The sequence below is a fragment of the Pseudomonas sp. MWU16-30322 genome (assembly GCF_020515535.1).
Lineage (GTDB): Bacteria > Pseudomonadota > Gammaproteobacteria > Pseudomonadales > Pseudomonadaceae > Aquipseudomonas > Aquipseudomonas fluorescens_H.
The window spans coordinates 423,474-449,028 of record NZ_JAIWYL010000005.1; the positions used below are offsets into that span (position 1 = coordinate 423,474).

The 25,555-nt window shown below is 61.0% G+C and carries 26 protein-coding genes; 10 read left to right on the forward strand and 16 right to left on the reverse strand.

Features of this window, described 5'->3' with window-relative positions:
- Positions 1-64: 64 nt before the first annotated feature.
- The 8 genes from LCH64_RS13065 to LCH64_RS13100 all read right to left on the reverse strand — a co-directional run bounded on the left by LCH64_RS13065 (position 65) and on the right by LCH64_RS13100 (position 10,361).
- The gene (locus LCH64_RS13065; protein WP_226500457.1) at positions 65-1,636 is read right to left on the reverse strand and encodes a flagellar hook-associated protein 3; all 1,572 of its coding nucleotides are present in this window, start codon (positions 1,634-1,636) and stop codon (positions 65-67) included.
- A 13-nt stretch (positions 1,637-1,649) separates the two neighbouring features.
- Positions 1,650-3,695 (reverse strand): flagellar hook-associated protein FlgK, encoded by a 2,046-nt coding sequence (flgK, locus tag LCH64_RS13070; protein WP_226500458.1) that lies wholly within the window; start codon positions 3,693-3,695, stop codon positions 1,650-1,652.
- A 21-nt stretch (positions 3,696-3,716) separates the two neighbouring features.
- Positions 3,717-5,000, reverse strand: coding sequence for a flagellar assembly peptidoglycan hydrolase FlgJ (gene flgJ / locus LCH64_RS13075; RefSeq protein ID WP_226500459.1), 1,284 nt, complete (start codon positions 4,998-5,000; stop codon positions 3,717-3,719).
- Between the two features lie 11 nt (positions 5,001-5,011).
- Positions 5,012-6,100, reverse strand: a complete 1,089-nt coding sequence (locus LCH64_RS13080) for a flagellar basal body P-ring protein FlgI (protein WP_226500488.1) — start codon at positions 6,098-6,100, stop codon at positions 5,012-5,014.
- A 27-nt stretch (positions 6,101-6,127) separates the two neighbouring features.
- Positions 6,128-6,823 carry a flagellar basal body L-ring protein FlgH gene (gene flgH, locus LCH64_RS13085; RefSeq protein ID WP_103521185.1) on the reverse strand — a complete coding sequence of 232 codons (696 nt, stop codon included), beginning with the start codon at positions 6,821-6,823 and terminating at the stop codon, positions 6,128-6,130.
- 52 nt (positions 6,824-6,875) lie between these two features.
- Complete coding sequence (flgG, locus tag LCH64_RS13090) at positions 6,876-7,661, reverse strand: flagellar basal-body rod protein FlgG (protein ID WP_003222804.1); 786 nt, start codon at positions 7,659-7,661, stop codon at positions 6,876-6,878.
- Positions 7,662-7,706: 45 nt separating this feature from the next.
- Positions 7,707-8,447, reverse strand: coding sequence for a flagellar basal body rod protein FlgF (locus LCH64_RS13095; protein WP_007965507.1), 741 nt, complete (start codon positions 8,445-8,447; stop codon positions 7,707-7,709).
- A 351-nt stretch (positions 8,448-8,798) separates the two neighbouring features.
- Positions 8,799-10,361, reverse strand: a complete 1,563-nt coding sequence (locus LCH64_RS13100) for a sigma-54-dependent transcriptional regulator (protein WP_226500460.1) — start codon at positions 10,359-10,361, stop codon at positions 8,799-8,801.
- A gap of 395 nt (positions 10,362-10,756) precedes the next feature.
- Between LCH64_RS13100 and phhA the strand changes: the two genes are divergently transcribed.
- From phhA to LCH64_RS13125, 6 genes are all read left to right on the forward strand, one after another.
- Positions 10,757-11,548 carry a phenylalanine 4-monooxygenase gene (gene phhA / locus LCH64_RS13105; RefSeq protein WP_003222800.1) on the forward strand — a complete coding sequence of 264 codons (792 nt, stop codon included), beginning with the start codon at positions 10,757-10,759 and terminating at the stop codon, positions 11,546-11,548.
- A 118-nt stretch (positions 11,549-11,666) separates the two neighbouring features.
- Positions 11,667-12,023 (forward strand): 4a-hydroxytetrahydrobiopterin dehydratase, encoded by a 357-nt coding sequence (locus tag LCH64_RS13110; RefSeq protein ID WP_003222798.1) that lies wholly within the window; start codon positions 11,667-11,669, stop codon positions 12,021-12,023.
- Positions 12,023-13,216, forward strand: coding sequence for an amino acid aminotransferase (locus LCH64_RS13115; protein ID WP_226500461.1), 1,194 nt, complete (start codon positions 12,023-12,025; stop codon positions 13,214-13,216). Before LCH64_RS13110 ends, LCH64_RS13115 begins: the two co-directional genes overlap by 1 nt.
- Before the next feature lie 269 nt (positions 13,217-13,485).
- Positions 13,486-13,617 carry a hypothetical protein gene (locus LCH64_RS28265; RefSeq protein ID WP_256214475.1) on the forward strand — a complete coding sequence of 44 codons (132 nt, stop codon included), beginning with the start codon at positions 13,486-13,488 and terminating at the stop codon, positions 13,615-13,617.
- A gap of 69 nt (positions 13,618-13,686) precedes the next feature.
- Positions 13,687-13,869, forward strand: coding sequence for a hypothetical protein (locus LCH64_RS13120; RefSeq protein WP_003222790.1), 183 nt, complete (start codon positions 13,687-13,689; stop codon positions 13,867-13,869).
- Between the two features lie 116 nt (positions 13,870-13,985).
- Positions 13,986-15,173 (forward strand): MFS transporter, encoded by a 1,188-nt coding sequence (locus LCH64_RS13125; RefSeq protein WP_226500462.1) that lies wholly within the window; start codon positions 13,986-13,988, stop codon positions 15,171-15,173.
- Here the strand turns inward: LCH64_RS13125 and arfB are convergent.
- A complete protein-coding gene (gene arfB, locus LCH64_RS13130) occupies positions 15,170-15,583 on the reverse strand; it encodes an alternative ribosome rescue aminoacyl-tRNA hydrolase ArfB (protein WP_226500463.1) in 414 nt (137 codons plus the stop codon). The two genes, LCH64_RS13125 and arfB, sit on opposite strands and share 4 nt — an antisense overlap.
- A 223-nt stretch (positions 15,584-15,806) precedes the next feature.
- A complete protein-coding gene (locus LCH64_RS13135) occupies positions 15,807-17,225 on the reverse strand; it encodes an amino acid permease (protein ID WP_226500464.1) in 1,419 nt (472 codons plus the stop codon).
- 893 nt (positions 17,226-18,118) lie between these two features.
- On the opposite strand from LCH64_RS13135, the gene LCH64_RS13140 reads away from it, so the two are divergent.
- A complete protein-coding gene (locus tag LCH64_RS13140; RefSeq protein ID WP_003222780.1) occupies positions 18,119-18,256 on the forward strand; it encodes a hypothetical protein in 138 nt (45 codons plus the stop codon).
- A 70-nt stretch (positions 18,257-18,326) separates the two neighbouring features.
- Positions 18,327-19,292 carry a leucyl aminopeptidase gene (locus LCH64_RS13145; protein WP_226500465.1) on the forward strand — a complete coding sequence of 322 codons (966 nt, stop codon included), beginning with the start codon at positions 18,327-18,329 and terminating at the stop codon, positions 19,290-19,292.
- 188 nt (positions 19,293-19,480) lie between these two features.
- Here the strand turns inward: LCH64_RS13145 and rluB are convergent, their stop codons facing one another.
- The 6 genes from rluB to LCH64_RS13175 form a co-directional block, all read right to left on the reverse strand.
- Positions 19,481-20,701 (reverse strand): 23S rRNA pseudouridine(2605) synthase RluB, encoded by a 1,221-nt coding sequence (gene rluB / locus LCH64_RS13150; RefSeq protein ID WP_226500466.1) that lies wholly within the window; start codon positions 20,699-20,701, stop codon positions 19,481-19,483.
- A gap of 142 nt (positions 20,702-20,843) precedes the next feature.
- Positions 20,844-21,035 (reverse strand): DUF1289 domain-containing protein, encoded by a 192-nt coding sequence (locus tag LCH64_RS13155; RefSeq protein WP_226500467.1) that lies wholly within the window; start codon positions 21,033-21,035, stop codon positions 20,844-20,846.
- Between the two features lie 146 nt (positions 21,036-21,181).
- Positions 21,182-22,159 carry an SMC-Scp complex subunit ScpB gene (gene scpB / locus LCH64_RS13160; protein WP_226500468.1) on the reverse strand — a complete coding sequence of 326 codons (978 nt, stop codon included), beginning with the start codon at positions 22,157-22,159 and terminating at the stop codon, positions 21,182-21,184.
- 11 nt (positions 22,160-22,170) lie between these two features.
- Positions 22,171-22,869, reverse strand: a complete 699-nt coding sequence (locus tag LCH64_RS13165) for a ScpA family protein (protein ID WP_177434745.1) — start codon at positions 22,867-22,869, stop codon at positions 22,171-22,173.
- A gap of 123 nt (positions 22,870-22,992) precedes the next feature.
- Positions 22,993-23,622 carry an L-threonylcarbamoyladenylate synthase gene (locus LCH64_RS13170; RefSeq protein ID WP_007966016.1) on the reverse strand — a complete coding sequence of 210 codons (630 nt, stop codon included), beginning with the start codon at positions 23,620-23,622 and terminating at the stop codon, positions 22,993-22,995.
- 13 nt (positions 23,623-23,635) lie between these two features.
- A complete protein-coding gene (locus tag LCH64_RS13175; protein WP_003222765.1) occupies positions 23,636-24,499 on the reverse strand; it encodes a PHP domain-containing protein in 864 nt (287 codons plus the stop codon).
- Positions 24,500-24,586: 87 nt separating this feature from the next.
- On the opposite strand from LCH64_RS13175, the gene LCH64_RS13180 reads away from it, so the two are divergent.
- On the forward strand, positions 24,587-25,183 hold the full coding sequence (locus LCH64_RS13180) for a septation protein A (RefSeq protein WP_003222764.1): 597 nt from the start codon (positions 24,587-24,589) through the stop codon (positions 25,181-25,183).
- Position 25,184: 1 nt separating this feature from the next.
- Positions 25,185-25,484 (forward strand): YciI family protein, encoded by a 300-nt coding sequence (locus LCH64_RS13185; protein WP_007966019.1) that lies wholly within the window; start codon positions 25,185-25,187, stop codon positions 25,482-25,484.
- Positions 25,485-25,555: the final 71 nt, after the last annotated feature.

Genomic DNA, 25,555 nt, shown 5'->3' on the forward strand with positions numbered 1-25,555 from the left:
ATGAAACCGCAAAAAAACATGACTGAGGGACGAGACAAACGGGCGCCGGGGCGCCCGTCCAACGTCAGATCTTGTTGAACAGACCCAACTGACTGATCTTGCTGAACGCCAGTTGCGAGGCTTGCAGCATGGTCTGCTGCAACGTCAGGCGGGTCATCACCTCGGCCGGATCCGAATCACGGATCGAACCCTGGGTCGTGGTGTTGGCCTGGATCAGGCTCTGGTTGGTGGTGTCCTGGTCATCCAGCGATTGCCCGCGAGCACCGATCGAGGTCACTGCCGCGCCAATCTGATTGGAGGCGCTGTCGATGTTGCCCAGCGCCGCCTCCATGGCCCCCTGGAATTGCTGTTTGACCACCGGATCACCATCGACCGGCAGGTTCAGCGCGGTGACCATCTGGCCCAGGGTGTCGAGCACGTTCTGGGTCTGGTGGTTGTTGGACTGAATCGAGAACTGATCGCCCGCACCCGGCGTACCGCCAATGGCGAAGGTCACACCGGCGGCCGTGGCGTTGCTGCCGACCATGGTGCCCGACGACACTGGCTTGCTGTCAGCGGTCACGGGGGCCGCGTACAGGTCGAAATCGGTGGCGCTGGTGAACTTCAGCACCGCGCCGCCGCCTGACGGGAAGGCCGCACTGTAGGCCGCCTGGTTGGTCACGCTGGAGCCGGTGATAACCGCGGTCGACGGGTTGCCCGGGCTGCGCGCGGTGGTGAACGAGTCAGGCGTGGCCGACAGCTGGAAGCTGTGACCGGCGATGACCGCGTCCGGGTTGGTGTCGCCGGCCTTGAGGTTGATGTTCAACTTCATGTCGACGCCACGGAAGCTCACGGTCTGGTTGGCACCGTTGCTGTTGCTGATCAAGCCGTTCTGGCTGGCCTCGGACGTCACGTCGTTGCCCAGGGCATCAGTGATTTTCAACTGAGTGCTGCTGAGAAAGCTGACGGTGTACGGCTGGCCGCCGGTGAACTTGGCGTTGTAGGTCGCCGCGGTGCCGACCGTACCGTTGGACAGCACTACACGACCGTCATCCACCGCCGGAGCGGTCATGGTGGTCTGGGTGCGGCTGGTGTTGATGGTCTGCTGGAACGCGTCCCAACCGGTGGTATTGGTCGCGACCGACATGCCATCGCCAATGCCCAGGTTGATCTGGGTCTGGTCACCGTTGTAGGTGTAGGTGCCGTCAACATTTTGCGAGTACGGCGCGGTATCGGTCTTGGAACCGGAGAACAGATAGTTGCCGTTGGCGTCCTTGGAGTTCATCAGGCCCAGCACTTGTTGCTGGATCTGGCTCAGCTCCGCGGCATAAGCCTTGCGGTTATCGTCGGTGGCGATACCGTTGTTGGCCGCCAGGCCGATTTCCTTGGCGCGCTGCAGAGCCGTGGTGATGGAGTTCAACGTGGACTCCTGCACGGTCAGCGCACTCTTGGTGGTGTCGATGTTGCCCTGATACTGGTCGAGCATCGCACTTTGCTGACCCAGCTTGAGCAGACGGCCAGCGCCGATCGGATCGTCCGCTGCCGTGTTGATGCGCTGCAGACTGCTCGCTTCGTTGGCGGTCGCGACCGTCTTGCTGTAGTTGCGCTGATATTGAGCAGCTTGCGTCGCGTAATACTGGGCGGTGGAAATGCGCATGAATTACGACTCCTTAAAGACTGTTGATCAGCGTGGCGAAAGTTTCCTGCGCAGCTTTGATGATCTGCGAAGACGCTGTGTAGTACTGCTGATACTTGACCAGGTTGCCGGTCTCTTCATCGAGGTTGACCTGGGACAACGAGTCGCGCGCGCCCTTGGCCTGATCGAGGATCACCGAGGTGGCGTCATTGTCGGACTTGCTCTGCGCAGCCTTGGTACCGACGTTGGTCACCAGTTTGTTGTAGGCGTCGGTCAGGCTGATGCCTTTGCTGCCGCTGCCGGTGTCCACGGTCTGCTTGGTCTGCAGGCCAACCAGTGCCTGTGCGTTGCGGTTGTCCGAAGAGGCCGCGCCGGTCAGGTTGATGGTGAAGGTTTCGCCGGACTTCGGCGTCGCGCCCACGGTGGTCTGTACGGTGAACGTCTTCTGCACGTTCGGCGTGACAGTGGTGTCCATCACCGGCGCACCGGTGGAGTCGACCATGCCGACCTTGAGGTTCAAGGTGTTGGCCTGCCCCGGCACGATGGTGCCCGAACCGATGGTGTTGCCCTTGGCGTCAACCATGTTGTACGACTGGCTGCCGCTGGCGACCGCACCAAAGACCAATTTGACCGGCGTCGAATATTTGAGCGCATTCTGCAACTCGGTCTGCGACGCCGGGTTGTAGATGTTGATCGAATCGGTCAGGGTCGGCTGGGTGAAGGTGCCGGAATTGTTGGCACTGGCTACGCCGGTCAGCGGTGCTGCCGCAGCGATTTTCTTCGGATCGGTCAGTACCGTCTGAATAGTGCTTGCCGCGTTACGGGTCGGTGTCACCTTGAAGGTGTCGCCAGCGCTCAGGGCGCCGCCGTTGAGGGCCAGGGTGAAGCCGTCGATCACCGGCGGTGGCGTGGTCGTGGTGCTGAACGAGCCCATGTCGGTGCCATCGGAGCGCTTGACCGAATAGTTGGTGGCGCTGGTGAAGGTCACCTGATAATCACTGGTGGTCAGCTTGCCGGTGTCCTTGATGGTGACATCGAGGTTGCCCGAGCCGGCGCTATTGGTGGACTGCGCAATGCTGCGCTGACTGACCAGAGCGGCACTGTTGATGTTGTTGAAGATCGCTGCGCCGAAGTCACCGTTCTTGTCGATGCCCTGGGCTTGTTGGCTGTTGACCTGATCGGCCACTACCAGCGCGACACGCCCCAACTCATTGAGCGAAGGGTCGAGCACTTCTTTGCGATAGGTCAGCAGGCCACCGATTTCGCCACCGCTCATGGCCGACGTGATATCGATCACGCTTGAGCCGCGGTCCAGCTGAATGGCCATGCGCGTCGGATCATCCTTGCTCGGCACGGTGCTCAGGGTGTTCGTGGTGTTGCCGATCACCAGCGGCTGGCCGGTACCGATATACACGTCAAAACTGGTGCCACGTTCGACAACCTGTGCACCGGTCAGCTCGGAGAGCTGGCGCACGGCTTCGTTACGGGTGTCGAGCAGATCGTTCGGCTGGCCGCCGCTGGTGGAAATCTCGCCGATCTTCTGGTTCAGATTGGCAATCGAAGTGGCCAGCTTGTTCACCTGAGACGTCATGTCGCCCAGGTTGCCGTTGATCGTGGTGTTCTGATCGTTCAGCTGTTTGGCCAGCGCGTTGAAACGGCTAGTCAGAGCCTGCGCACCGGTCAGCACCGACTGACGGGAAGTGTCGTCAGTGGCCGAGGTCGCCACACCCTGCATCGTGGTGAAAAACTTCTGCAGCACACCGGTCAGGCCGGTGTTGGTATCGGACATCGAGGCATCCAGCGCTGTGGCCTGGGCACCGTACGCAGCCGCTTCGCTATTGAGCGAGGTGGCGGTATGCAGCTGGTTTTCGAGGTAAGAGTTGTAGACCCGGCGCACGTCGGCCAAGGTCGTACCCGTACCAATGAAGACGTTGCCGAACTGCTGCGAGGCCTTGGTGCTCTGCACGGTTTGCTGGCGTGAATAACCGGCGGTGTCGACGTTGGCAATGTTGTTACCTGTCGTCGCCAGAGAGGAAGAACTCGCGGCCAACCCCGACATCCCGATATTGAGCAAACTCATGATTCAAACCTTACCGTATGTTTATAGAGGCGTCGTTGAAACGCCGGCCGCAGCATAGTTTTCAAAACTGTTCATCTGCTTGGCTATCTGCGAAATCTTCGTCGCGTAGTTCGGGTCGGTCGCGTAACCGGCCTTTTGCAACTCGCGTACAAACTGTTCTGGGTTATCGGCCGACTTCACCACATCTTGATAGCGATTGTTGGTCTGCAACAAAGTCACCAGATCGTGGAAACTGTCCTTGTACGAGGCATAGGAACGGAACTGCGCCGTCTCCTTGACCATCTGCCCGTTGCGGAACTCGCTGGTAATTGCCCGGGCCGAATCACCGGTCCAGTTGCTGCTGGCCTTGATCCCGAACAGGTTGTGACTGCTGCTGCCATCCTGGGCGCGCATGACCGATTTGCCCCAACCGGTTTCCAGTGCGGCTTGCGCCACCAGGTAGCGCGGATCGACGCCAATACGTGCGGCGGCTTCTTTGGCCATCGGCAGCATGGTGTTGACGAATTCGTCGGCGGAGCTGAAGGCGCGCTTGGCCGGTGCCAGCGGAATCTGCGCCATTGCCCGGCCGTAAATCTGCATCTGCCCGCCGGACGCTTTCGCGTCTTCGGCACGGCTCAGCCAGTCGCCGTTGTACAGCGGGCCGGCGCCGGTAGCGGCCGTGGTCGCGGTACGTTGCGGCAACGCATTGGCGGCAGTCGGCGTGGCGGAAGGCACCAGACCGGCGAGCAAACGATCGGCCAGTTTCGGCGGCAGTGCCAGACGACGCTTGTTGATCATTTCCATGTCGTTGGCGTGGGCCAATTGAGTGTTCGGCGCATGCAACGAACGCGAGGCCCACAACGGGCGCTCGCCATTAAGCCGTGACAGCGGCCCGGTGCCGGTGGTGCCGGCAGCAATCGGCGTCTGCACCGCAGCGGCTTTCGCCGCTTCCTGCTTGGCAGCGGACGCGGCCGCAGCCTCACCCGGCGCCATTGGCTTGTTCTTCGACATCTGCTTCATCAGCACGTCGGCCAGACCGATACCACCGCCCTCGCGGGACAGCGACACCGCCAGTTGCTGGTCGTACATTTCCTGATATTGCTTGGCCGCCGGGGTGTTCATCGGGTTGTCTTTACCCAACGCCTCAGTGGCCGAACGCATCGACTTGAGCATTTCGCCGAGGAACAGCGATTCGAATTCCTGCGCCACTTTGCGCATGTTCGCATCGCTGTTCTTGTCGCCGACCTTGAGCTGGTTCAGACGATTGAGGTCGGAGTACGAACCCGAATCGCCAGTGCCCACCAGACTGCCTTTGCGCATATCCATGGTCGCCGTCCTCAGATCACGATCAGGTCGGCTTGCAACGCGCCGGCCTGCTTCAGTGCTTCAAGGATTGCCATCAGGTCACCCGGTGCCGCGCCAACCTGGTTTACCGCACGCACGATTTCGTCGAGGGTGGTACCCGGGCCGAATTTGAACATCGGCTTGGCTTCTTGCTGGGCGTTGACCCGCGAGCGCGGCACAACGGCCGTCTGCCCATTGGACAACGGGCCCGGCTGGCTGACGATCGGGTCTTCGGTGATGGTCACGGTCAGGCTGCCGTGGGTCACGGCGGCCGGCGAGACTTTCACGTTCTGGCCGATGACGATGGTGCCGGTACGCGAGTTGATGATGACTTTCGCCACCGCCTGACCCGGGTCGACTTCGAGGTTTTCGAGGATCGACAGATAGTCGACGCGCTGGCTCGGATCGAGCGGCGCGGTCACACGAATCGAACCGCCGTCGATGGCTTGCGCCACGCCAGGGCCGAGCATGTCGTTGATCTTGTCGACGATGCGCTTGGCGGTGGTGAAGTCGGAACGGTTGAGGTTCAGCGTCAGGCTGTTGCCCTGGTTGAACCCGCTCGGCACCGAACGCTCCACCGACGCACCGCCCGGGATGCGACCGGCCGACGGAACGTTGACGGTGATCTTCGAACCGTCGCGACCTTCAGCATCGAAACCGCCGACCACCAGGTTGCCCTGAGCGATGGCGTAGACGTTGCCGTCGATCCCCTTGAGCGGGGTCAGCAACAGGGTGCCGCCGCGCAGGCTCTTGGAGTTACCGATCGAAGACACGGTGATGTCGACCTGCTGCCCCGGTTTGGCGAACGCCGGCAGATCGGCACTCACCGACACCGCCGCGACGTTTTTCAACTGCACGTTGCCCGATCCCGGCGGCACCTTGATGCCGAACTGCGAGAGCATGTTGTTGAAGGTCTGCAGGGTGAACGGGGTTTGCGTCGTCTGGTCGCCGGTGCCGTTAAGCCCGACCACCAGGCCGTAACCGATCAATTGGTTGGAGCGCACGCCGGAAATGCTGGCGATATCTTTCAGCCGCTCGGCGTGGGCACCAAAGGCTGCGGAAATCAATGCCGCAGCCAGCATCAGGTGTTTGAAGTTCAAAGTCGCCACCTAGAAAGGGAACAGCGGGCTGAGGAAGAAACGGTCGAACCAGCCTGGCTGACTCGCATCGGCAAACGAACCGGTGCCCGAGTAGGTGATGCGCGCATCGGCGACACGGGTCGACGACACGGTGTTGTCGGTGGCGATGTCATCGGCACGCACCAGACCGGCGATCCGCACCAGCTCGTCGCCGGTGTTGAGGGTCATCCACTTCTCGCCGCGCACGGCGATGATGCCGTTGGGCAGCACGTCGGCCACGGTCACGGTGATCGAACCGGTCAGGGTGTTGCCCTGCGCCGCCTTGCTGTCACCCTTGGTTGCACGGTCGCCGCTGTAGCCAACGTCCAGACTCAGGTCATTGCCACCCAACGGGTTGTTGGTGGTGCCACTGCCGCCGAACAGCGAGGTCAGGCCGATGCCGGTCTTGCTGTTCTTGGCCACTTGGGAGTTGGCGTTCTTGCTGGCCTGGGTCTTCTCGTTCAGGGTGATGGTGATGATGTCACCGACCCGGAACGCCTTGCGGTCGCTGTAGAGGTTCTGCTCGAAGCCGGCCTGATAGATCGAGCCATTGTTGGCTGCAGCCGGCAACGGCGTACGCGGCAATACCGGGGCGTAGTAAGGGTCATTGGGCTTTGGCGGCGGAGCGACGCAGCCCGCGAGCGAGACGACCCCACCCAATGCCAGAACAGATACGAAGCGTTTCATGACCCTTACCTCACGGTGTTGCAGGCGGCCTCATGGCCGCCTCATAGACTGATTACAGATTCTGCGTTACGAACGAGAGCATCTGGTCGGCGGTGGAGATCACCTTGGAGTTCATCTCGTAAGCGCGCTGAGTGGTGATCATGTTGACCATCTCTTCAACGGTGCTGACGTTGGAACCTTCCAGGGTGTTCTGCAGCGTGGTACCGAAACCGTTCAGGCCCGGGGTGCCGATTTGCGGCGCGCCGGAAGCAGCGGTTTCGAGGAACAGGTTGTTGCCCACCGCTTGCAGACCGGCCGGGTTGATGAAGTCGGCGGTTTGCAGGTTGCCGATCACCTGAGCAGCCGGGTTGCCTGGCACTGTGATCGACACGGTGCCGTCGGTGCCGACGGTGAAGCTCTGCGCGTTGTTCGGGATGACGATGGCCGGCTCCAGGGCGAAACCGCTGGCGTTGACGATCTGGCCGTTGGAGTCGAGGTGGAAAGTACCGTCACGGGTGTAGGACGTGGTGCCGTCCGGCTGCAGGATCTGGAAGAAACCGCGACCGTCGATGGCCATGTCCAGCGGCTGCTCGGTGGTTTGCAGGCTGCCGGCGGTGAAGTTTTTCTGCGTGCCGACGATGCGCACACCGGTACCCAGTTGCAGACCCGACGGCAGTTCGCTGTCCTGGGTCGACTGGGCGCCTGGCTGACGCTTGATCTGATACAGCAGGTCCTGGAATTCGGCGCGGTCACGTTTGAAACCCGTGGTCGAGACGTTCGCCAGGTTGTTGGAAATGGTGGTCAGGTTGGTGTCCTGGGCGGACAGACCGGTTTTGGCAACCCATAGAGCCGGAAGCATTCGATTCTCCTCGTGCGCCTGTTTTACGGCGCGACGTTCTGATAATTAGCTGATCTGCAAGACCCGAGCCATGGCCTGGTCGTCGTCTTTGGCGGTGTTCATCATCTTGACGTGCAACTCGAACTGCTTGGCCAGGGCCAGCACCGAGGTCATTTCTTCCACGGCATTGACGTTGCTCGACTCAAGGAAACCCGACACCAGTTTGACGTTGGCATCGGCCGGCGCAGGCTGGCCGTCCTTGGTGTAGATCGAGCCATCGAGGCCCTTGTTGAGGTTCTTGATGTCCGGGTTGACCAGTTTGATCCGGTCGACTTCCGCCATGACGCGCGGGCCTTCGCCCATCGCACGAATACTGATGGTGCCGTCTTCACCGACTTCGACCTGCTGCTCCGGCGGCACGGCGATCGGACCGCCGTTGCCCAATACCGGCATGCCGTTGCCGGCGCGCAATACGCCGAGGGCGTCGATGTTGAGGCTGCCGGTGCGCACGTAGCTTTCGCCGCCGTTGGGGTTCTGCACGGCAATAAAACCGTTGCCGGTCACGGCGACGTCAAGGTCACGCCCGGTCTGCACCAGCGAACCGGCGGTGAAGTCGGTGGCGGGCCGCTCGCTCATGGCAAACGCACGCGCCGGAAAGCTGTCACCGAACACCGGCATCGAACGCGCCTGCTCCAGGTCGCGCTGAAAACCATTGGTGGAGATGTTCGCCAGGTTGTTGGCATGGGCCTTTTGCGCCAGTGCGTTCTGACTGGCGCCGGTCATTGCCACATAAAGGTACTTGTCCACACTCTTTCCTCTGCATGCCGGACGTTTGCCGCCCACCGCTGTACTGCTGAGCCATAAGCAATTTGCAGACCAACTTTTTTCTGGCGGCTTGCGGCCCGGTAAACAAAGGACTTGAGGGGGTTTGTGGGGAAATTGGAAATGTATCGAAGTCGAAAAACCGGCGGTGTTATGCCGCTAGGCGGCAATCCCGATTGTTGCAGATGGAAAAAGAACCTGTGGTGAGGGAGCTTGCTCCCGCTCGACTGCGAAGCAGTCGCAAACCCGGCGAATGCGGTATATCTGATTCACCTTATTGAATGGATTCGGGTTTGCTGCGCAACCCAGCGGGAGCAAGCTCCCTCGCCACAATGGTCAATCGGCTGTGTCTTTACCGACTTCGTACTCACGCAACTTATTGGCAATCGTGGTGTGCGAAACCCCCAACCGCTTGCCCAGTTGCCGACTGCTCGGGTGCTCGGAATACAGGCGTTCCAGCACCGCTTTCTCGAAGCGTCCGACGATCTCGTCCAGCCCGCCCTCCAGCGAGAAATCGCCAAGCGGCTGACGCACGCCGTAATCCGGCAGGCGAATGTGTTCGACCTTGACCGTGCCGCCCTCGCACAGCGAAACCGCCTGAAACAGCACGTTTTCCAGCTGCCGCACGTTGCCCGGCCAGTGGTAATGACTGAGCCGATCCATCGCCGCCGGCGCCAGTTTCGGCAGCGAACAGCCGATCTGCCGACTGGCCTGATCGAGGAAGTGCTCGACCAACGGGGTCAGACCGTCGAGGCATTCGCGCAGCGGCGGGATGTGCAGCGAAAGCACGTTCAAGCGGTGATACAGATCCTGACGAAACTCGCCGCGCGCGCACAATTCGGACAGGTCGACCTGGGTCGCGCAGATCACTCGCACGTCCAGATACACCTCTTCATCACTGCCGACCCGACGGAAGCAGCCGTCCTGCAGAAAGCGCAGCAGTTTCACCTGCAAGCGCGGGCTCATTTCCCCGACGCCATCGAGGAACAGCGTACCGCCCGCCGTCAGCTCCAACAGGCCGAGCTTGCCTTCGGCGCGCGCACCTTCGAACGCGCCGGGGCCATAGCCGAACAGCTCGGTCTCGGCCATCGACTCCGGCAGCCCGGCGCAATTGAGCGCCATCAGCGGCGACTGCCCGCGCGGGCTGGCGAGGTGACAGGCGCGGGCCAGCAACTCTTTACCGGTGCCGGTTTCGCCTTCTATCAATAGCGGCGCATCCAGCGGCGCCATGCGCCGGGCCTCACGCACGACAGCGGCCATCACTTTCGAGCTCTGGAAGATACTGTCGAAGCCGCGCAGTTCCTGCTTGCGCACGTTATAGATACGCTCACCAACGCGGTCGGCGCGGTGCAAGGTCAGCACCGCACCGGCCATGGCTTCACTGTCGTCATGCTCCGATTGCAGCGGCGCGATGTCGGCGAGGAAGATGTCGCCCTTGACCTTGACCCGCATGCCGTTGATTCGCGACTTGTTGGCGCGCACCAGTTCCGGCAAATCGAAATCCTCGGCATAGCGCGACAGCGGAATCCCCGGCACCTCGTCCACCCGCACCCCGAGCAACTGCGCCGCCGCGCGGTTGGCGGCGACGATCGAGCCGCCCATGTCGATCGATAGCACCGGGAACTCCAGCGCGCCGAGCAACGCGTTCAACTCCATGTGCCGCCGCTCGCTGGGCATCAGCCCGACGCGCTTGACCCCAAACACCCCGGCAATCGCCTCGAACTTCGGCCGCAGCGCCTGGAACTGGATGTTGATCAGGTTCGGGCAGTGCAGATAGATCGCGTTGCCGTGCTCGCCGCCGACCTCGCCGCGTGCAACGTTGATCCCGTACTCCACCAGCAGGTTGAGGATGTCGCGCAGGATGCCGATGCGGTTTTGGCAGTGGACTTTGATACGCATATAAAGAGGCCCGACAAGGATGAGGGGTTGAACACAATCCCTGTGGGAGCGGGCTTGCTCGCGAAGACGGGGTGTCAGTCGCCATTCATTCAGCTGACACACCGCTTTCGCGAGCAAGCCCGCTCCCACAAGAGATTTGCGCTGCGGTTTGGCCTGACTTTTCTGTCGAGGCGCGCAGATAGTTGTCAAGATTATGTGACAGCCACGACCCTTTTCAAACCTGCAAATCACCGCAAATGCGAGATACCCGCCGAAGCGTAACGATTCTTTTACGAAATACGGCGAATTTTCCTACATAGAGATCGATCAACCTGCTGCATCCAACCCCGCACTCGGGTAATCCTGAGCCCATCGCTGGACATAACAAGAACGAATTCCCCTAGCAGGAGAGCAGTATGAAGCAGACGCAGTACGTGGCCCGCGAGCCCGATGCGCAAGGTTTTATCGACTACCCCGCCGAAGAACACGCGGTGTGGAACACGCTGATCACTCGCCAGCTGAAAGTGATCGAGGGTCGGGCGTGCCAGGAGTACCTGGACGGTATCGAAAAACTCGGTCTGCCCCACGACCGCATTCCGCAACTGGGCGAGATCAACAAGGTGCTCGGTGAGACCACCGGTTGGCAGGTTGCCCGCGTCCCGGCACTGATCCCCTTTCAAACGTTCTTCGAATTGCTCGCCAGCAAACAGTTTCCGGTGGCCACGTTCATTCGCACCCGCGAAGAACTGGACTACCTGCAAGAGCCGGACATTTTTCACGAGATCTTCGGTCACTGCCCGCTGCTGACCAACCCCTGGTTTGCCGAATTCACCCACACCTACGGCAAGCTCGGCCTGCAGGCGACCAAGGAAGAGCGCGTGTATCTGGCGCGTCTGTACTGGATGACCATCGAGTTCGGCCTGGTCGACACCCCGCAAGGCAAACGCATCTACGGCGGCGGCATCCTGTCCTCGCCAAAAGAAACCGTTTACTCGCTGTCGGACGAACCCGAACATCAAGCCTTCGATCCGCTGGAAGCGATGCGCACGCCGTATCGCATCGATATTTTGCAGCCGCTGTACTTTGTCTTGCCGAATCTCAAGCGCCTGTTCGACGTCGCCCATGAAGACATCATGGCCATGGTCAAGCAAGGCATGCAGCTGGGGTTGCACGCTCCGAAGTTTCCGCCAAAACCGAAAGCCGCGTGATCCGCGTCTTTTACTGACAATTGAGTCTGTCAGTCGCCGCCACTTTGGTTTAGCGTGACGGCATTGACGGGCCGATAGCTTCTATAAAAAAAACACACTCGATTTCAGGAATCACACCATGTCCACTTTGAACCAAGCCCACTGCGAAGCGTGCCGTGCCGATGCGCCACAAGTCAGCGACGAAGAACTGCCGATCCTGATCAAGCAGATCCCGGACTGGAACATCGAAGTTCGCGACAGCATCATGCAGCTGGAGAAGGTCTTCCTGTTCAAGAACTTCAAGCATGCGCTGGCCTTCACCAACGCCGTCGGCGAGATCTCCGAGGCCGAAGGTCACCACCCGGGTCTGCTGACCGAGTGGGGCAAAGTCACCGTGACCTGGTGGAGCCACTCGATCAAGGGGCTGCACCGCAACGACTTCATCATGGCCGCACGCACTGACGAAGTGGCCAAGACCGCAGAAGGACGCAAGTAATGCACTTCGACGCCATCGGCCGGGTACCCGGCGACCCGATCCTCGGTTTGATGGAAGCCTATGCGCATGACACTAACCCGCGCAAATTCGACCTCGGCGTTGGCGTCTACAAGGATGCCCAGGGCCTGACGCCGATCCCCGAAGCGGTGAAAATCGCCGAGGCGCGACTGGTCGAAAGCCAGGACACCAAGACCTACATCGGTGGTCACGGCAATCCGCTGTTCGGCAAGGTCATCAATGAGCTGGTGCTTGGCGCCGACTCGAAGCTGATCACCGAACAGCGCGCCGGCGCCACCCAGACCCCGGGCGGCACCGGCGCGCTGCGTCTGGCGGCCGACTTCATCGCTCAGTGCCTGCCGGGCAAGGGCGTATGGCTGAGCAACCCGACCTGGCCGATCCACGAAACCATTTTCGCGGCGGCCGGGGTCAAGGTCAGTCACTACCCGTACGTGGGCAGCGACAACCGCCTCGACGTCGATGCGATGCTCGCCGTGCTTAACGAAGTGCCGCACGGCGACGTGGTGCTGCTGCATGCGTGCTGCCACAACCCGACCGGTTTCGACCTGAATCATGACGACTGGCAGCGCGTGCTCGACGTGGTGCGCCGCCGTGACCTGCTGCCGCTGATCGACTTTGCCTACCAAGGCTTTGGCGATGGGCTGGAGCAGGACGCGTGGTCGACCCGGCTGTTCGCCGCCGAGGTTCCCGAGCTGCTGATCACCAGTTCCTGCTCGAAGAACTTCGGCCTGTACCGCGACCGTACCGGTGCGCTGATCGTCTGCGCGAAAACCGCCGACAAGCTGATCGACATCCGCAGCCAACTGGCCAACATCGCCCGCAACCTGTGGTCGACCCCACCGGATCACGGTGCGGCAGTGGTCGCGACCATCCTCGCCGACCCGGAGCTGAAAAGCCGCTGGGCTGATGAAGTGGAAGCCATGCGCTTGCGTATCGCCCAATTGCGCAGCGGCCTGGTCGAAGCGCTGGAACCGCACGGCCTGCGAGAGCGCTTTGCGCACATTGGCGTCCAGCGCGGAATGTTCTCTTACACCGGGCTATCGCCGGAGCAAGTGAAGCAACTGCGTGAGCATCACAGCGTGTACATGGTCAGCTCGGGCCGGGCCAACGTCGCCGGGATCGACGCCACGCGCCTGGCGCTGCTGGCACAAGCCATCGCCGACGTCAGCAAGTAACACCGCAATACCCCTGTAGGAGTGAGCCTGCTCGCGATAGCGGCGTATCAGCCAGCATATGAGTTGACTGATACGCCGCCATCGCGAGCAGGCTCACTACTACAGTTGTTTTTGCGGCGACCTTTGTTATTGCGCCTCCCCCTGCGGCCATTTGTCGCAATAATTTGAATTAAAAGTCTGATTGTCATTTTTCCTGCTGTATCCTGCGCAGGCTTTCAAGAAGCGCGGATCTACCAGATCTATCAACAGACTTAGCGAGGAGCGCAACCATGCACGAGATTCCTAATCTCCCCTTCCCAAGCCTGCACGTACCTGAGCAGACGACCACGCAACAAGCCGGTGCCCAACAGCCCGAGCCGAAAGAAGCCGTTGAGAGCCGCCAGGCCGACAGCGAAGAGTAAAACCCGCCGTACAGACCGTGTGGAAAGCGCTAAGATGCGCTTTCCACACTGCCTGAAACCGAGCCCGCCATGACCGACGAATTCTCTGAAAGCCAAGCTGCCGTCCTGATCGGCGCCACCGAGAAAATGATCGAGATCTGGAACCGCCTCTCCCCGGAAAAACAGGCCGCCCTGCTCGCCCGTTTCGGCAGCGAAGAAAACGCCCTCGCTGCACTGGTCACTACACAACTAGTCGCCCCGGCCAAACCCTGAAGCCACCCTCCCGGCAAATAGTTTTACTTTTCCCCGCCCCTGACTCGTTCGCGCCGGTATCATAAGCAGCCTATCTAATCCTGCTTTGCCGTGGATCGTTACTCATGTCGTCCTCTATGTCAGAACCCCAGCGTCCCCTGGCGGTCACGCTGCAAGTCGTTTCCATCGTCCTCTTCACCTTCATCGGCTATCTGAACATCGGCATTCCACTCGCGGTGTTGCCGGGTTACGTCCACAGCGACCTGGGCTTCGGCGCGGTGATCGCGGGGCTGGTGATCAGCGTGCAATACCTCGCCACCCTGCTCAGCCGTCCATACGCCGGCAAGATCATCGACAACCAGGGCAGCAAACGTGCGGTGATGTATGGCCTCGCCGGCTGCGGCTTGAGCGGTGTGTTCATGCTGATTTCGGCGTGGACACCCAACCTGCCGATGCTCAGTCTGATCAGCCTGTTGATCGGCCGACTGGTGTTGGGCAGCGCGGAAAGTCTGGTCGGCTCCGGTTCGATCGGCTGGGGCATCGGTCGCGTCGGTGCGGCGAACACCGCCAAAGTGATCTCGTGGAATGGCATCGCCAGTTACGGCGCGCTGGCGGTCGGCGCGCCGTTCGGCGTGTGGCTGGTCGGCCAGCTGGGGCTGTGGAGCATGGGTGTCAGCATCATCCTGCTGGCGGCACTGGGCCTGCTGTTGGCGTGGCCGAAAACCGCTGCGCCGATTGTCGCCGGTGAGCGCCTGCCGTTCATGCATGTGCTCGGTCGCGTGTTTCCGCACGGCTGCGGTCTGGCGCTGGGCTCGATCGGGTTCGGCACCATCGCCACCTTCATCACCCTGTATTACGCCACCCGGCACTGGGACAACGCGGTGTTGTGCCTGAGCCTGTTCGGCGCCAGCTTCATCGGCGCGCGACTGTTGTTCGGCAACCTGATCAACCGTCTCGGCGGCTTCCGCGTAGCGATTGCCTGCCTGTCGGTGGAAACCCTCGGCCTGTTGCTGCTGTGGCTGGCGCCGGATGCACATTGGGCGCTGGCCGGGGCGGCGTTGAGCGGCTTCGGTTTCTCGCTGGTGTTCCCGGCGCTGGGCGTGGAAGCGGTGAATCTGGTGCCAGCCTCCAGCCGTGGTGCGGCGGTCGGCGCCTATTCGCTGTTTATCGACTTGTCACTGGGGATCACCGGGCCACTGGCCGGGGCGATTGCCGCGGGCTTCGGTTTTGCTTCGATCTTTCTGTTTGCCGCCATTGCCTCGCTGAGCGGTCTGGCGCTGAGCGTGTACCTGTACAAGCACACCGCGAAGTACCGCGAAGACTAGAAATCCACCTTGCCACGCCCGGCCTTGATGCTGCCACGCTTGGTCTTGGATTCGAGCCGGCGCTTCTTCGAGCCAAGGGTCGGCTTGGTCGGGCGGCGTTTCTTTTCGACCTTGGTGGCGCTGAGGATCAGTTCGGTCAGACGCTCCAGCGCATCGGCACGGTTGGCTTCCTGCGTGCGGTATTGCTGAGCCTTGATGATCAGCACGCCATCAATGGTGATGCGACTGTCACGCAGCGCCAGCAGCCGTTCCTTGTAGAACTCGGGCAAGGACGAGGCTGGAATGTCGAAACGCAGGTGCACGGCACTGGAGACCTTGTTGACGTTCTGCCCACCGGCGCCTTGCGCGCGGATGGCCGTCAGTTCGATCTCGGCATCCGGCAGATGCACGTTGTTGGAAATCACCAGCATGGAAAAGCGTCCGTATTCAGAGGGTGCAGGATACCGCGAAACTGTCCGAACCTCCGATCCCCCTGTAGGAGTGAGCCTGCTCGCGATAGCGGTAAGTCAGATAAATATGCGTCGACTGATACACCGCTATCGCGAGCAGGCTCACTCCTACAAGGGATTGTGTAAACCGCAGAAACGACAAACCCGGCACATTGGCCGGGTTTGTCGTTTGTTGCCTCAGCGCTTACTTCGAAGCGCTGGCCGCGTGCAGCGCCTGCTGCGCACCGCGCTTGTTCTTGATCAAGTAGCAGACCCACATGAACACGACCCACACCGGAATCGCGTACACCGAGATCTGGATGCCCGGGATCAGCAGCATCACGCCGAGGATGAACACCACGAACGCCAGGCAGACATAGTTGCCGTACGGGTACCACAGCGCCTTGAACAGTGGCGTCTGCTGCGTCTTGTTCATGTGCTGGCGGAACTTGAAGTGCGAGAAACTGATCATCGCCCAGTTGATCACCAGGGTTGCCACCACCAGCGACATCAGCAGTTCCAGCGCCTGTTGCGGGATCAGGTAGTTGAGCAACACCGCCACCAGAGTGACCGCCGCCGAAGCCAGGATCGAACGCACCGGCACGCCGCGCTTGTCGATCTTCGCCAGCCCTTTCGGCGCATCACCCTGCTCGGCCATGCCCAGCAGCATGCGGCTGTTGCAGTAGGTGCCGCTGTTGTACACCGACAGCGCCGCGGTCAGCACCACAAAGTTAAGGATGTGCGCGGCGGTGTTGCTGCCGAGCATCGAGAACACCTGCACGAACGGGCTGCCGCTGTAGGAGTCGCCAGAAGCATTGAGGGTCGCCAGCAGGCTGTCCCATGGAGTCAGCGAGAGCAGGATCACCAGTGCACCGATGTAGAAAATCAGGATGCGGTAGATCACCTGATTGATCGCTTTCGGGATCACGGTTTTCGGCTTGTCCGCTTCAGCGGCGGTGAAACCGAGCATTTCCAGACCGCCGAAGGAGAACATGATGATCGCCATCGCCATCACCAGACCGCTGACGCCGTTGGGGAAGAACCCGCCGTGCGACCACAGGTTGCTGACCGAGGCCTGCGGGCCGCCATGGCCACTGACCAGCAGGTAGCTGCCCAGCGCGATCATGCCGACGATCGCCACGACCTTGATGATCGCGAACCAGAATTCGGCTTCACCGAAGACCTTGACGTTGGCCAGGTTGATCGCATTGATCAGCACGAAGAATGCAGCGGCGGTGACCCAGGTCGGGATGTCCGGCGCCCAGTAGTGGATGTACTTGCCGACCGCCGTCAGCTCCGACATGCCCACCAGAATGTACAGAATCCAGCAGTTCCAGCCCGACAGGAAACCGGCGAAGCCGCCCCAGTACTTGTGCGCAAAATGACTGAAGGAACCGGCCACCGGCTCTTCGACGATCATCTCGCCAAGCTGGCGCATGATCATGAAGGCGATGAAGCCGCAGATGGCGTAGCCGAGGATCATCGACGGGCCGGCGGATTTCAGGACCCCGGCCGAGCCGAGGAACAATCCGGTACCGATCGCGCCACCGAGGGCGATCAGTTGAATGTGGCGATTTTTCAGGCCGCGTTTCAGCTCGCCTGATTGCGAGGGTTGTCCACTCATGAAAAAGGTCTCACGCAAGGTTTGATGATGTTCAGTAGACGTTGCTGCAAGGTTGCGATTTCAGGCAGCCCCGATCAAACCCCAGCGCAGGCACCAGGAGTTCAGCTTATTTACAACGGTCATGCGTCACCTGTTTGTTTTTATCTGTGACGAAATCGAACCCGACACGCTTGTGGCGCGGCGGAGTGAACAAGGCGGATGGCCTTGAGGTTTGCGCGATTACGCAGAGGGTCACAGTTAAAACGCGGCGCATTGTACACCGCTAACCCCCTGCTGCCAGACCCCGCTGGATCAGCGTGGCGCTTGCCGGGATTGCGTGGGTCCGCCTCGAGAGACTCGGGCGGCTGCAAAAATTGAGTCAGGCCTTTGCAGGCCATCGACGGGGACGAGCGAAAAATCGCCCCACGGAGAGAAGTGAAGATCAATCACGGCGTTCATTGCGCCTCCTTCTTGTTATGCACCTGCACGGCAGGCATGAGGCGCATCTCACCCTGCAAACGATGCTGAAACAAGCGCGCCAGAGCCTTGCGCGATGCCTTTGTGGCCGGGCTTCGGCAGGTTTTCCTTACAGCGTCGGCAAGGGGGTAAATCCACTGGGCTTTACCGGAGTTTTCGTAAACTTTTCTTTACGATGCGTAACGCATATTTTCCATTTCGGAAAATTCTGTAGGACGTCTGCAAATTGACGGTAGCAAGCTTGCTAATGAAAGTTGCCGTTTAGTTTTTTGTTTTCAAATAAGAAAACCGTCTTTTAAAAACAGAATAAAAAGTTTATTTAAATTTTAAATAAATAATTTTTTGCATTACAAAACACCCTGAACTAGGTTCTTCACGTCTTGTCGGCCAACTCGACCGGCCAGTCACAACCGTGAAAGTCATCTAGGAGATCGACCATGCAAGCACTGGAAAAAGACTTGGATACCGAACTGCAACTGGACGAATGGTTTGAAGCACCGACCCATGAGGCGGCCGTGGAAATGATGCAAGCCGACGCGGTGGTTCCGTTCGGCACGGCAATGTGGCCTCTGTAAGACATCCCGGGCAGGCACGATCCGGCCGGTCGTGCCTGCCGCTTTTTTCACGGTCAGTCAGGGAGGACTCATGGATAAGCCCCGCGCGATCTCGCATTTCCTTTACTACCTCGAACATCACCCTGCCCTTGCCGGTCTCGACTCGGCGAAGGTACTGCTCGGCCACACCGCCGATTACGAAGCCCTGACCGGCGCCATCGCCGAACAGGCCGGCGACCACCCGAAATTCAACTTCAGCGCGCGCCGCCTGGATCTGGAATCCACCGCCACGCTGAGTGCAGCTATCGCCGACAGCGATCTGTACATTTTCTTCTACGACTCTTCCACCCTGCCCAACCCGCGCCCCGACGGCCCGGAGTTCGTGCGCGCCCTGCAAGGCGTGATGGCGGAAAACTGGAAGAAGTCGCTGCTGTTCAAGGATTACGGCGACTATTTCTACGACACCTTCAGCGTCACCCCGCAGCGCATCGCCGGGCTCAACAGCCACTTGATCCAGCGCATGTCCCAGGCCACCACGCTGAGCTTCACCGATGAGCATGACTCGCGGTTCGAAACGCCGCTGAGCAGCATCAAGAAGTGGACCGACATCAACGGCGTCGGCAACTTCGACCTGGCCCCCGGCGAAATCGCCACCCACAGCGAAGCGATCAATGGTCATGTGAAATTCAAGGGCACGTTCCTCAGCACCATCCCGTTTGCGCGCAAGTACGGCGTGCTGGAGTCGCCGCTGGAACTGTGGATCGAGAACTCGACCATCAGCCGCATCGCCACCGATGTGCCGGGGCTGGAGCATGATTTCAACAAGTACCTGGACGCCAACCCGTCGAATCGGCGCATCGAGGAGTTGGGCATCGGTACCAATGAAGGGGTGAAAGACCTGTATGCGCGCAATGCCGGTTTCGAGGAACGCCATTGCGGCCTGCACCTGGGCCTCGGCGGTGGGGCCAAGGGCAGTCATCACCTGGACCTGATCTTCTCGGGCGGGGTGTTGGCGCTGGATGACAAGCCGGTGTTTGATGGGCGGTTTGTGTTCTAAATTGAAGCATTTGAGTTGAGGCCACCGACGCTATCGCGAGCAGGCTCACTCCTACAAGTTGAAATGCGATCCTCTGTAGGAGTGAGCCTGCTCGCGATGGCGGTATCACAGGCAACACAACACTTTCGCCAGACGAAAAAAAACGCCAACCCTGCGGTTGGCGTTTTTCATTCAGGCGCTAAAGCCGATCACTCCGGCTTCTTGCGACCGAAACCCGGACGCTGACCGGAACCGGCCGGTGCACCACGACGCTTGCCCGACGGCTTGTCGCCGTCGACCAGCTTGATGCCCGGACGCTTCGGCGCAGGCTTGGCCGGACGCTTGTTGGTGGTGTCGGCAGGACGATCCGCCAGTGGCGTACCACGGCCGGCCGGCGCACGACCTTCGCCACGCTCGGTGCGACCGTTGGCCGGACGCGGCGCGCGCTCGCCATCACGGGCCACTGGCTTGCGCCCCGGACGCTCGCCTTCGATCTGCGGCTCACGGCTCGGACGCGGACCGGTCGGCGCGCCAGCGGCTGGACGCAGGGTACGCACGCGCTCGGTCTTGGCCATCGGCCGCGACGATTTGCGCTGCATCCGCTCCAGCTTGTCCTTGCTCTTGGCGTTGAGTTGCGGCATCGCCACCGGGGTCAGGCCGACTTCAGCGCTGAGCACGTCGACTTCGTACTGACTCATTTCGCGCCAGCGGCCCATCGGCAGGTCGGAGTTGAGGAACACCGGACCGAAACGCACGCGCTTCAGACGGCTGACCACCAGCCCTTGGGATTCCCACAGACGACGAACCTCACGGTTACGGCCTTCCATCACCACGCAGTGATACCAGTGGTTGAAGCCTTCGCCGCCCGGTGCCTGTTGAATATCGGTGAAACGCGCCGGACCGTCTTCCAGCACCACGCCCGCCTTCAGGCGCTCGATCATTTCGTCGTCGACTTCACCGCGTACGCGCACGGCGTATTCACGGTCCATCTCGTAGGACGGGTGCATCAGACGGTTGGCCAGTTCACCATCGGTGGTGAACATCAGCAGACCGGTGGTGTTGATGTCGAGACGACCGATGTTGATCCAGCGGCCTTCTTTCGGACGCGGCAGCTTGTCGAACACGGTCGGACGGCCTTCCGGGTCGTCACGGGTGCAGATCTCGCCATCGGGCTTGTTGTACATGATCACGCGGCGGACCGACTCGGCAGCCTCTTCGCGCTTGATCACCTTGCCATCGATGGTGATCGCGTCGTGCATGTCGACGCGCAGGCCGAGGGTGGCGTCTTTGCCATTGACCTTGATCCGGCCCTGGCTGATCCAGGCTTCGACGTCACGGCGCGAGCCGACGCCGATACGGGCGAGGACCTTCTGCAGTTTTTCGCCTGCTGGGCCGATTTCCTGGTCGTCTTGCTGATTGATGTCACTCATCTGGGCACCTCCCGGTGTGGTCTGTTCAGGCGGCGCCTGAAGCATTGAAATCTGGTTTTCGGGCGAAGGGATCGCCGAAGGGTCGCGAATCATACGCGGATGTGCGCCATCGCGCATCAGAGACTAGCTGATGGTTTGCTACTTATTTCTTTTTCCGCCGACCGGCGCCACCAAGTTTGATCAGGCGCAGCGCGGCTTCGGCCAGCACCGTGCGCTTGTCCTCCTTGTCGAGTTTCTTCCAGGCGCGGATTTCGCGCTTGCTGCGGCCACAGCCGAGGCAGATGTCGTCGGTGAACTTGCAGAGGCTGATGCAGGGGTCTTTGGTGGAACTCATAGCTACTCCAGAACGACACAACTCCCTTGTAGGAGTGAGCCTGCTCGCGATAGCGGTGTGTCAGTCGACATCTTTTTGCCAGATACACCGCTATCGCGAGCAGGCTCACTCCTACAGGGGGGGCGGCGGTGTTAAGCGGATCGGGATCAGTCCTCGAACTCGCGGCGTTCGGCCTCGATGGCTTCCGCCAGCGCGCGGGCCTCGGCTTCTTCTTCGCTCAGCTCGGGTTCAGGCTCTGGCGCCGGTTGTTCGAGGGCGGCGACGGCGGCCAGGAGCTTTTCCCGGGCTTCGGCAACGCCAAGAATGTCCTCTTGCGGTTCGGCTTCAGGCTCGGTCTCAAGTTCAACTTCAATCGCCGGCTCGGCGGTCTCGGTTTCAGGCTCAGGCGGCTGCGCTTCGCCATCCGCGGCATCCCGCAACAGATCGTCGAAGTCGGTTTTGATCCCCTCCTCCATGCTGTCCAGTTCCAGCAACAGCGAGTGGAAACTGGTTTCTTCCTTCGGCTCTTCCGGCTCGGCGCTGGCATCGGCCAGTTCCTGCAGGCCCTGCGGCACCGGTGCGTCGTCGAACTCGAGCACCGGATCGGTTTCCATCTCGCGCAGTTCGGCGAGCGGTGGCAGGTCTTCGAGGTTTTTCAGGTTGAAGTGATCGAGAAACGCCTTGGTGGTGGCGAACATCGCCGGTTTGCCCGGCACGTCGCGGTATCCGACGATGCGTATCCACTCGCGCTCGATCAGCGTCTTGACGATGTTGCTGTTGACCGCCACGCCCCGCACGTCTTCGATCTCGCCGCGAGTGATCGGCTGGCGATAGGCGATCAGCGCCATGGTTTCCAGCAGCGCACGGGAGTAACGCTGCGGGCGCTCTTCCCACAGACGGCCGACCCACGGCGAAAACTTCTCGCGGATCTGCAAGCGGTAGCCGGAGGCGACTTCCTTGAGCTCGAACGCGCGACCCTCGCAGGACTTGGCCAGCAGGCTCAGGGCTTTCTTGAAGACCGGCGGTTCAGGGCGCTCGCCTTCTTCGAACAGTTCGAAAAGGCGTTCAAGCGATTGCGGCTTTCCCGAGGCCAACAGAAAGGCTTCAAGCAGGGGCGCCAGCTCGCGGGGTTCAGTCAGGTTCATGTTTCGACTCGTTATTCGGCTCGGGCTCGCACGTGGATCGCGGCGAACGGCTCATTCTGCACCAGCTCGACCAAGGATTCCTTGACCAGTTCAAGGATCGCCATAAAGGTCACCACCACACCGAGGCGACCTTCCTCGGCAGTGAACAGCTCGACGAACGGCACAAAACCACCGCCCTTGAGCCGCTCCAGCACATCGCTCATGCGCTCGCGGGTCGACAGCGCCTCGCGGCTGACCTGGTGGCTCTCAAACATGTCGCCCCGGCGCAGCACCTCGGCCATGGACATCAAGATCTCTTGCAGCGCGACATCCGGCAACAGCTTGCGCGCCCGGGCCTCCGGGGCGTCAAGCTTGGGCACCACCACGTCGCGACCGACCCGGCTCAGGCCGTCGATACCTTCGGCGGCAGCCTTGAAGCGCTCGTATTCCTGCAAGCGCCGGATCAGCTCGGCGCGCGGGTCGTCCTCTTCTTCTTCGACGGTTTCGGCGCGCGGCAGGAGCATCCGCGACTTGATCTCGGCCAGCATCGCGGCCATTACCAGGTATTCGGCGGCCAGCTCCAGGCGCACCGACTGCATCAGCTCGACATAACCCATGTACTGGCGGGTGATTTCCGCCACCGGAATATCGAGGATGTTGATGTTCTGTTTGCGGATCAGGTACAGCAGCAGGTCGAGCGGGCCTTCGAAGGCTTCGAGAAAGACTTCCAGCGCATCCGGCGGGATGTACAAGTCCAGCGGCATTTCCATGACCGCCTGGCCATAGACCATGGCAAACGGCAGTTCCTGCTGGGCGCCGGCCTGGGGATCGACAACGGTTTCCACTGCGGACATTCAGGCCTCGACCATGAACGGCGCGGGGTCGCCGCAACCGACGCGGATCACTTCCGGGTCGTCGCCGGTCAGGTCAATCACGGTGGACGCCTTGATCCCGCCGAAACCGCCGTCGATGATCAGGTCGACCTGATGTTCAAGCAATTGGCGCATTTCGTACGGATCGCTCAGCGGGTCTTCATCGCCGGGCATGATCAGGGTCACGCTCATCAGCGGCTCGCCGAGTTCGGCCAGCAACGCCAAGGCGATTGGATGGCTCGGCACCCGCAGGCCGATGGTGCGTTTTTTCGGGTGCAGCAGCAGCCGAGGCACTTCGCGGGTGGCGTTGAGAATAAAGGTGTAAGGCCCCGGCAGATGCGCCTTGAGAATGCGGAAAGTGCCGGTGTCGATCTTGGCGTAGTTACCCAGTTGCGACAGGTCGCTACAGATCAGCGCGAAGTTGTGCTTCTCGTCGAGCTGACGCAGACGTCGCACACGCTCGATGGCCGTCTTGTCGCCGATCTGGCAACCGATGGCGTAGGAAGAGTCCGTGGGATAAATCACCACCCCGCCCTTGCGGATGATCTCGACCGCCTGTTTGATCAGGCGCGCTTGCGGGTTTTCCGGATGGATCTGGAAAAATTGACTCACATTCTCTACCTGTTCAGACGGCGGCAATATCTGTGTCATGTTTGAACCGACACCACAGGGGTGGAAGGTCCTCGGGAACCGGCCGGTACTGGCCAATCTCGGACCAGCCTCCAGGGCCATGGAAATCACTGCCGGCACTGACCAGCAGACCGAACTCACGGGCAAGGATTGCCAGGCTGCCGACCTGTTCCGCGGGCTGATGGCCATTGACCACTTCGATTGCATGCCCGCCCGCTTGAATATAGTCGGCAATCAGCTTTCGGCGCTTGCTGCGGGTGAAATCGTAGTGCCACGGATGCGCCAGACTGACCCACGCCCCGGCGGCGCGCAGGGTGCCGACGGTGTCTTCCAGGGTCGGCCAGTGCTGTTTGACGTCACCCAGCTTGCCGGCGCCGAGCCATTTGCGGAATGCTTCGGCACGATCCTTTACAAAACCTTCACGCACCATCCAGTCAGCGAAATGCGGGCGGGCTGGCGCATTGCCGCTGTCGCCCAGTTCCTGCTGAATCTGCCGGGCGCCTTCGAGGGCACCGGGCATACCTTTGAGGCCAAGCTTGCGGCTTATCTCTTCCGACCGCAGCCAGCGGCCATCGTGCAATCGGGCGATGGCCTCGACCAGTGGCGCGGCGTTGACGTCGAAACCGTAGCCCAGCACATGGATGGTCGCGCCGCCCCAAGTGCAGGACAGTTCGACACCATTGACCAGTTGCATGCCCAGTTCTTCGGCAGCGCTGCGTGCTTCGGCGAGGCCTTCGAGGGTGTCGTGATCGGTCAACGCCAGGACTCGCACGCCGTTTTCGAACGCACGCGCAACCAGAACCGCAGGCGCCAGGGCGCCATCGGAGGCCGTGCTGTGGCAGTGCAAATCAACATTCACGGGGAGTTGTAACCTCAAATCAGCTGGCGCTATCGCGCGCCCATATGTTTGTTATTATGCCGCCACATCCAGCTTCTGGCTCTCACTGTGAAACAATTCATCGATTTCATCCCGCTTCTGCTGTTTTTCATCGTTTACAAACTTGATCCGCGGGTCGTCGACGTTGCCGGCCATGAAGTGACTGTAGGCGGCATTTACAGCGCCACCGCGATGCTGATCATCAGCTCCCTGGTGGTCTACGGCGCGCTTTTCATCAAACAGCGCAAGCTGGAAAAGAGCCAGTGGCTGACCCTGATCGCCTGTCTGGTTTTCGGCAGCCTGACCCTCGCGTTCCACAGCGAGACCTTCCTGAAATGGAAAGCCCCGGTGGTCAACTGGCTGTTCGCCCTGGCCTTCATCGGCAGCCACTTCATCGGTGACCGCCTGCTGATCAAACGCATCATGGGCCACGCGCTGACCCTGCCGGATCCGGTCTGGACCCGCCTGAACATCGCCTGGATCGCTTTCTTCCTGTTCTGCGGGGCTGCCAACCTGTTCGTGGCATTCACCTTCCAGAGCATCTGGGTCGACTTCAAGGTGTTCGGCAGCCTGGGCATGACCTTGCTGTTCCTGGTCGGTCAGGGCATCTACCTGTCCCGCCACCTGCACGACGCCGATACCACAACGCCAAAAACCGAGGACTGACATGCTCTACGCAATCATTGCCACCGACGTCGCCAACTCGCTCGAAGCGCGCCTCGCCGCACGCCCGGCCCACCTCGAACGCCTGCAAGTGCTCAAGGGCGAAGGCCGCATCGTGCTGGCCGGCCCGCACCCGGCAGTCGACAGCAATGATCCGGGCGCTGCGGGTTTCACCGGCAGCCTGATCGTCGCCGAGTTCGACTCCCTGAGCGCCGCTCAAGCCTGGGCCGACGCCGACCCGTACATCGCCGCCGGTGTGTACGCCAATGTGATCGTCAAACCGTTCAAGCAAGTCCTCCCGTAAAAAGAGGCAACCCTGTGGCGAGGGAGCTTGCTCCCGCTGGGGTGCGAAGCGGCCCCGCTCTTTAGCTCAAA

Excerpts from the sequence above, each read along its gene's own strand:
- LCH64_RS13125 (WP_226500462.1), top strand. The coding sequence starts at position 13,986 with ATGTCAGAACCCCAGCGTCCCCTGGCGGTCACGCTGCAAGTCGTTTCC.
- LCH64_RS13135 (WP_226500464.1), bottom strand. The coding sequence starts at position 17,225 with ATGAGTGGACAACCCTCGCAATCAGGCGAGCTGAAACGCGGCCTGAAA.
- LCH64_RS28265 (WP_256214475.1), top strand. The coding sequence starts at position 13,486 with ATGCACGAGATTCCTAATCTCCCCTTCCCAAGCCTGCACGTACCTGAG.
- LCH64_RS13110 (WP_003222798.1), top strand. The coding sequence starts at position 11,667 with ATGTCCACTTTGAACCAAGCCCACTGCGAAGCGTGCCGTGCCGATGCG.
- phhA (WP_003222800.1), top strand. The coding sequence starts at position 10,757 with ATGAAGCAGACGCAGTACGTGGCCCGCGAGCCCGATGCGCAAGGTTTT.
- LCH64_RS13155 (WP_226500467.1), bottom strand. The coding sequence starts at position 21,035 with ATGAGTTCCACCAAAGACCCCTGCATCAGCCTCTGCAAGTTCACCGAC.
- LCH64_RS13145 (WP_226500465.1), top strand. The coding sequence starts at position 18,327 with ATGGATAAGCCCCGCGCGATCTCGCATTTCCTTTACTACCTCGAACAT.
- LCH64_RS13140 (WP_003222780.1), top strand. The coding sequence starts at position 18,119 with ATGCAAGCACTGGAAAAAGACTTGGATACCGAACTGCAACTGGACGAA.
- scpB (WP_226500468.1), bottom strand. The coding sequence starts at position 22,159 with ATGAACCTGACTGAACCCCGCGAGCTGGCGCCCCTGCTTGAAGCCTTT.
- LCH64_RS13080 (WP_226500488.1), bottom strand. The coding sequence starts at position 6,100 with ATGCTGGCTGCGGCATTGATTTCCGCAGCCTTTGGTGCCCACGCCGAG.
- LCH64_RS13065 (WP_226500457.1), bottom strand. The coding sequence starts at position 1,636 with ATGCGCATTTCCACCGCCCAGTATTACGCGACGCAAGCTGCTCAATAT.
- LCH64_RS13185 (WP_007966019.1), top strand. The coding sequence starts at position 25,185 with ATGCTCTACGCAATCATTGCCACCGACGTCGCCAACTCGCTCGAAGCG.
- LCH64_RS13120 (WP_003222790.1), top strand. The coding sequence starts at position 13,687 with ATGACCGACGAATTCTCTGAAAGCCAAGCTGCCGTCCTGATCGGCGCC.
- flgJ (WP_226500459.1), bottom strand. The coding sequence starts at position 5,000 with ATGGATATGCGCAAAGGCAGTCTGGTGGGCACTGGCGATTCGGGTTCG.
- arfB (WP_226500463.1), bottom strand. The coding sequence starts at position 15,583 with ATGCTGGTGATTTCCAACAACGTGCATCTGCCGGATGCCGAGATCGAA.
- flgH (WP_103521185.1), bottom strand. The coding sequence starts at position 6,823 with ATGAAACGCTTCGTATCTGTTCTGGCATTGGGTGGGGTCGTCTCGCTC.
- flgG (WP_003222804.1), bottom strand. The coding sequence starts at position 7,661 with ATGCTTCCGGCTCTATGGGTTGCCAAAACCGGTCTGTCCGCCCAGGAC.
- LCH64_RS13100 (WP_226500460.1), bottom strand. The coding sequence starts at position 10,361 with ATGCGTATCAAAGTCCACTGCCAAAACCGCATCGGCATCCTGCGCGAC.
- LCH64_RS13115 (WP_226500461.1), top strand. The coding sequence starts at position 12,023 with ATGCACTTCGACGCCATCGGCCGGGTACCCGGCGACCCGATCCTCGGT.
- rluB (WP_226500466.1), bottom strand. The coding sequence starts at position 20,701 with ATGAGTGACATCAATCAGCAAGACGACCAGGAAATCGGCCCAGCAGGC.
- flgK (WP_226500458.1), bottom strand. The coding sequence starts at position 3,695 with ATGAGTTTGCTCAATATCGGGATGTCGGGGTTGGCCGCGAGTTCTTCC.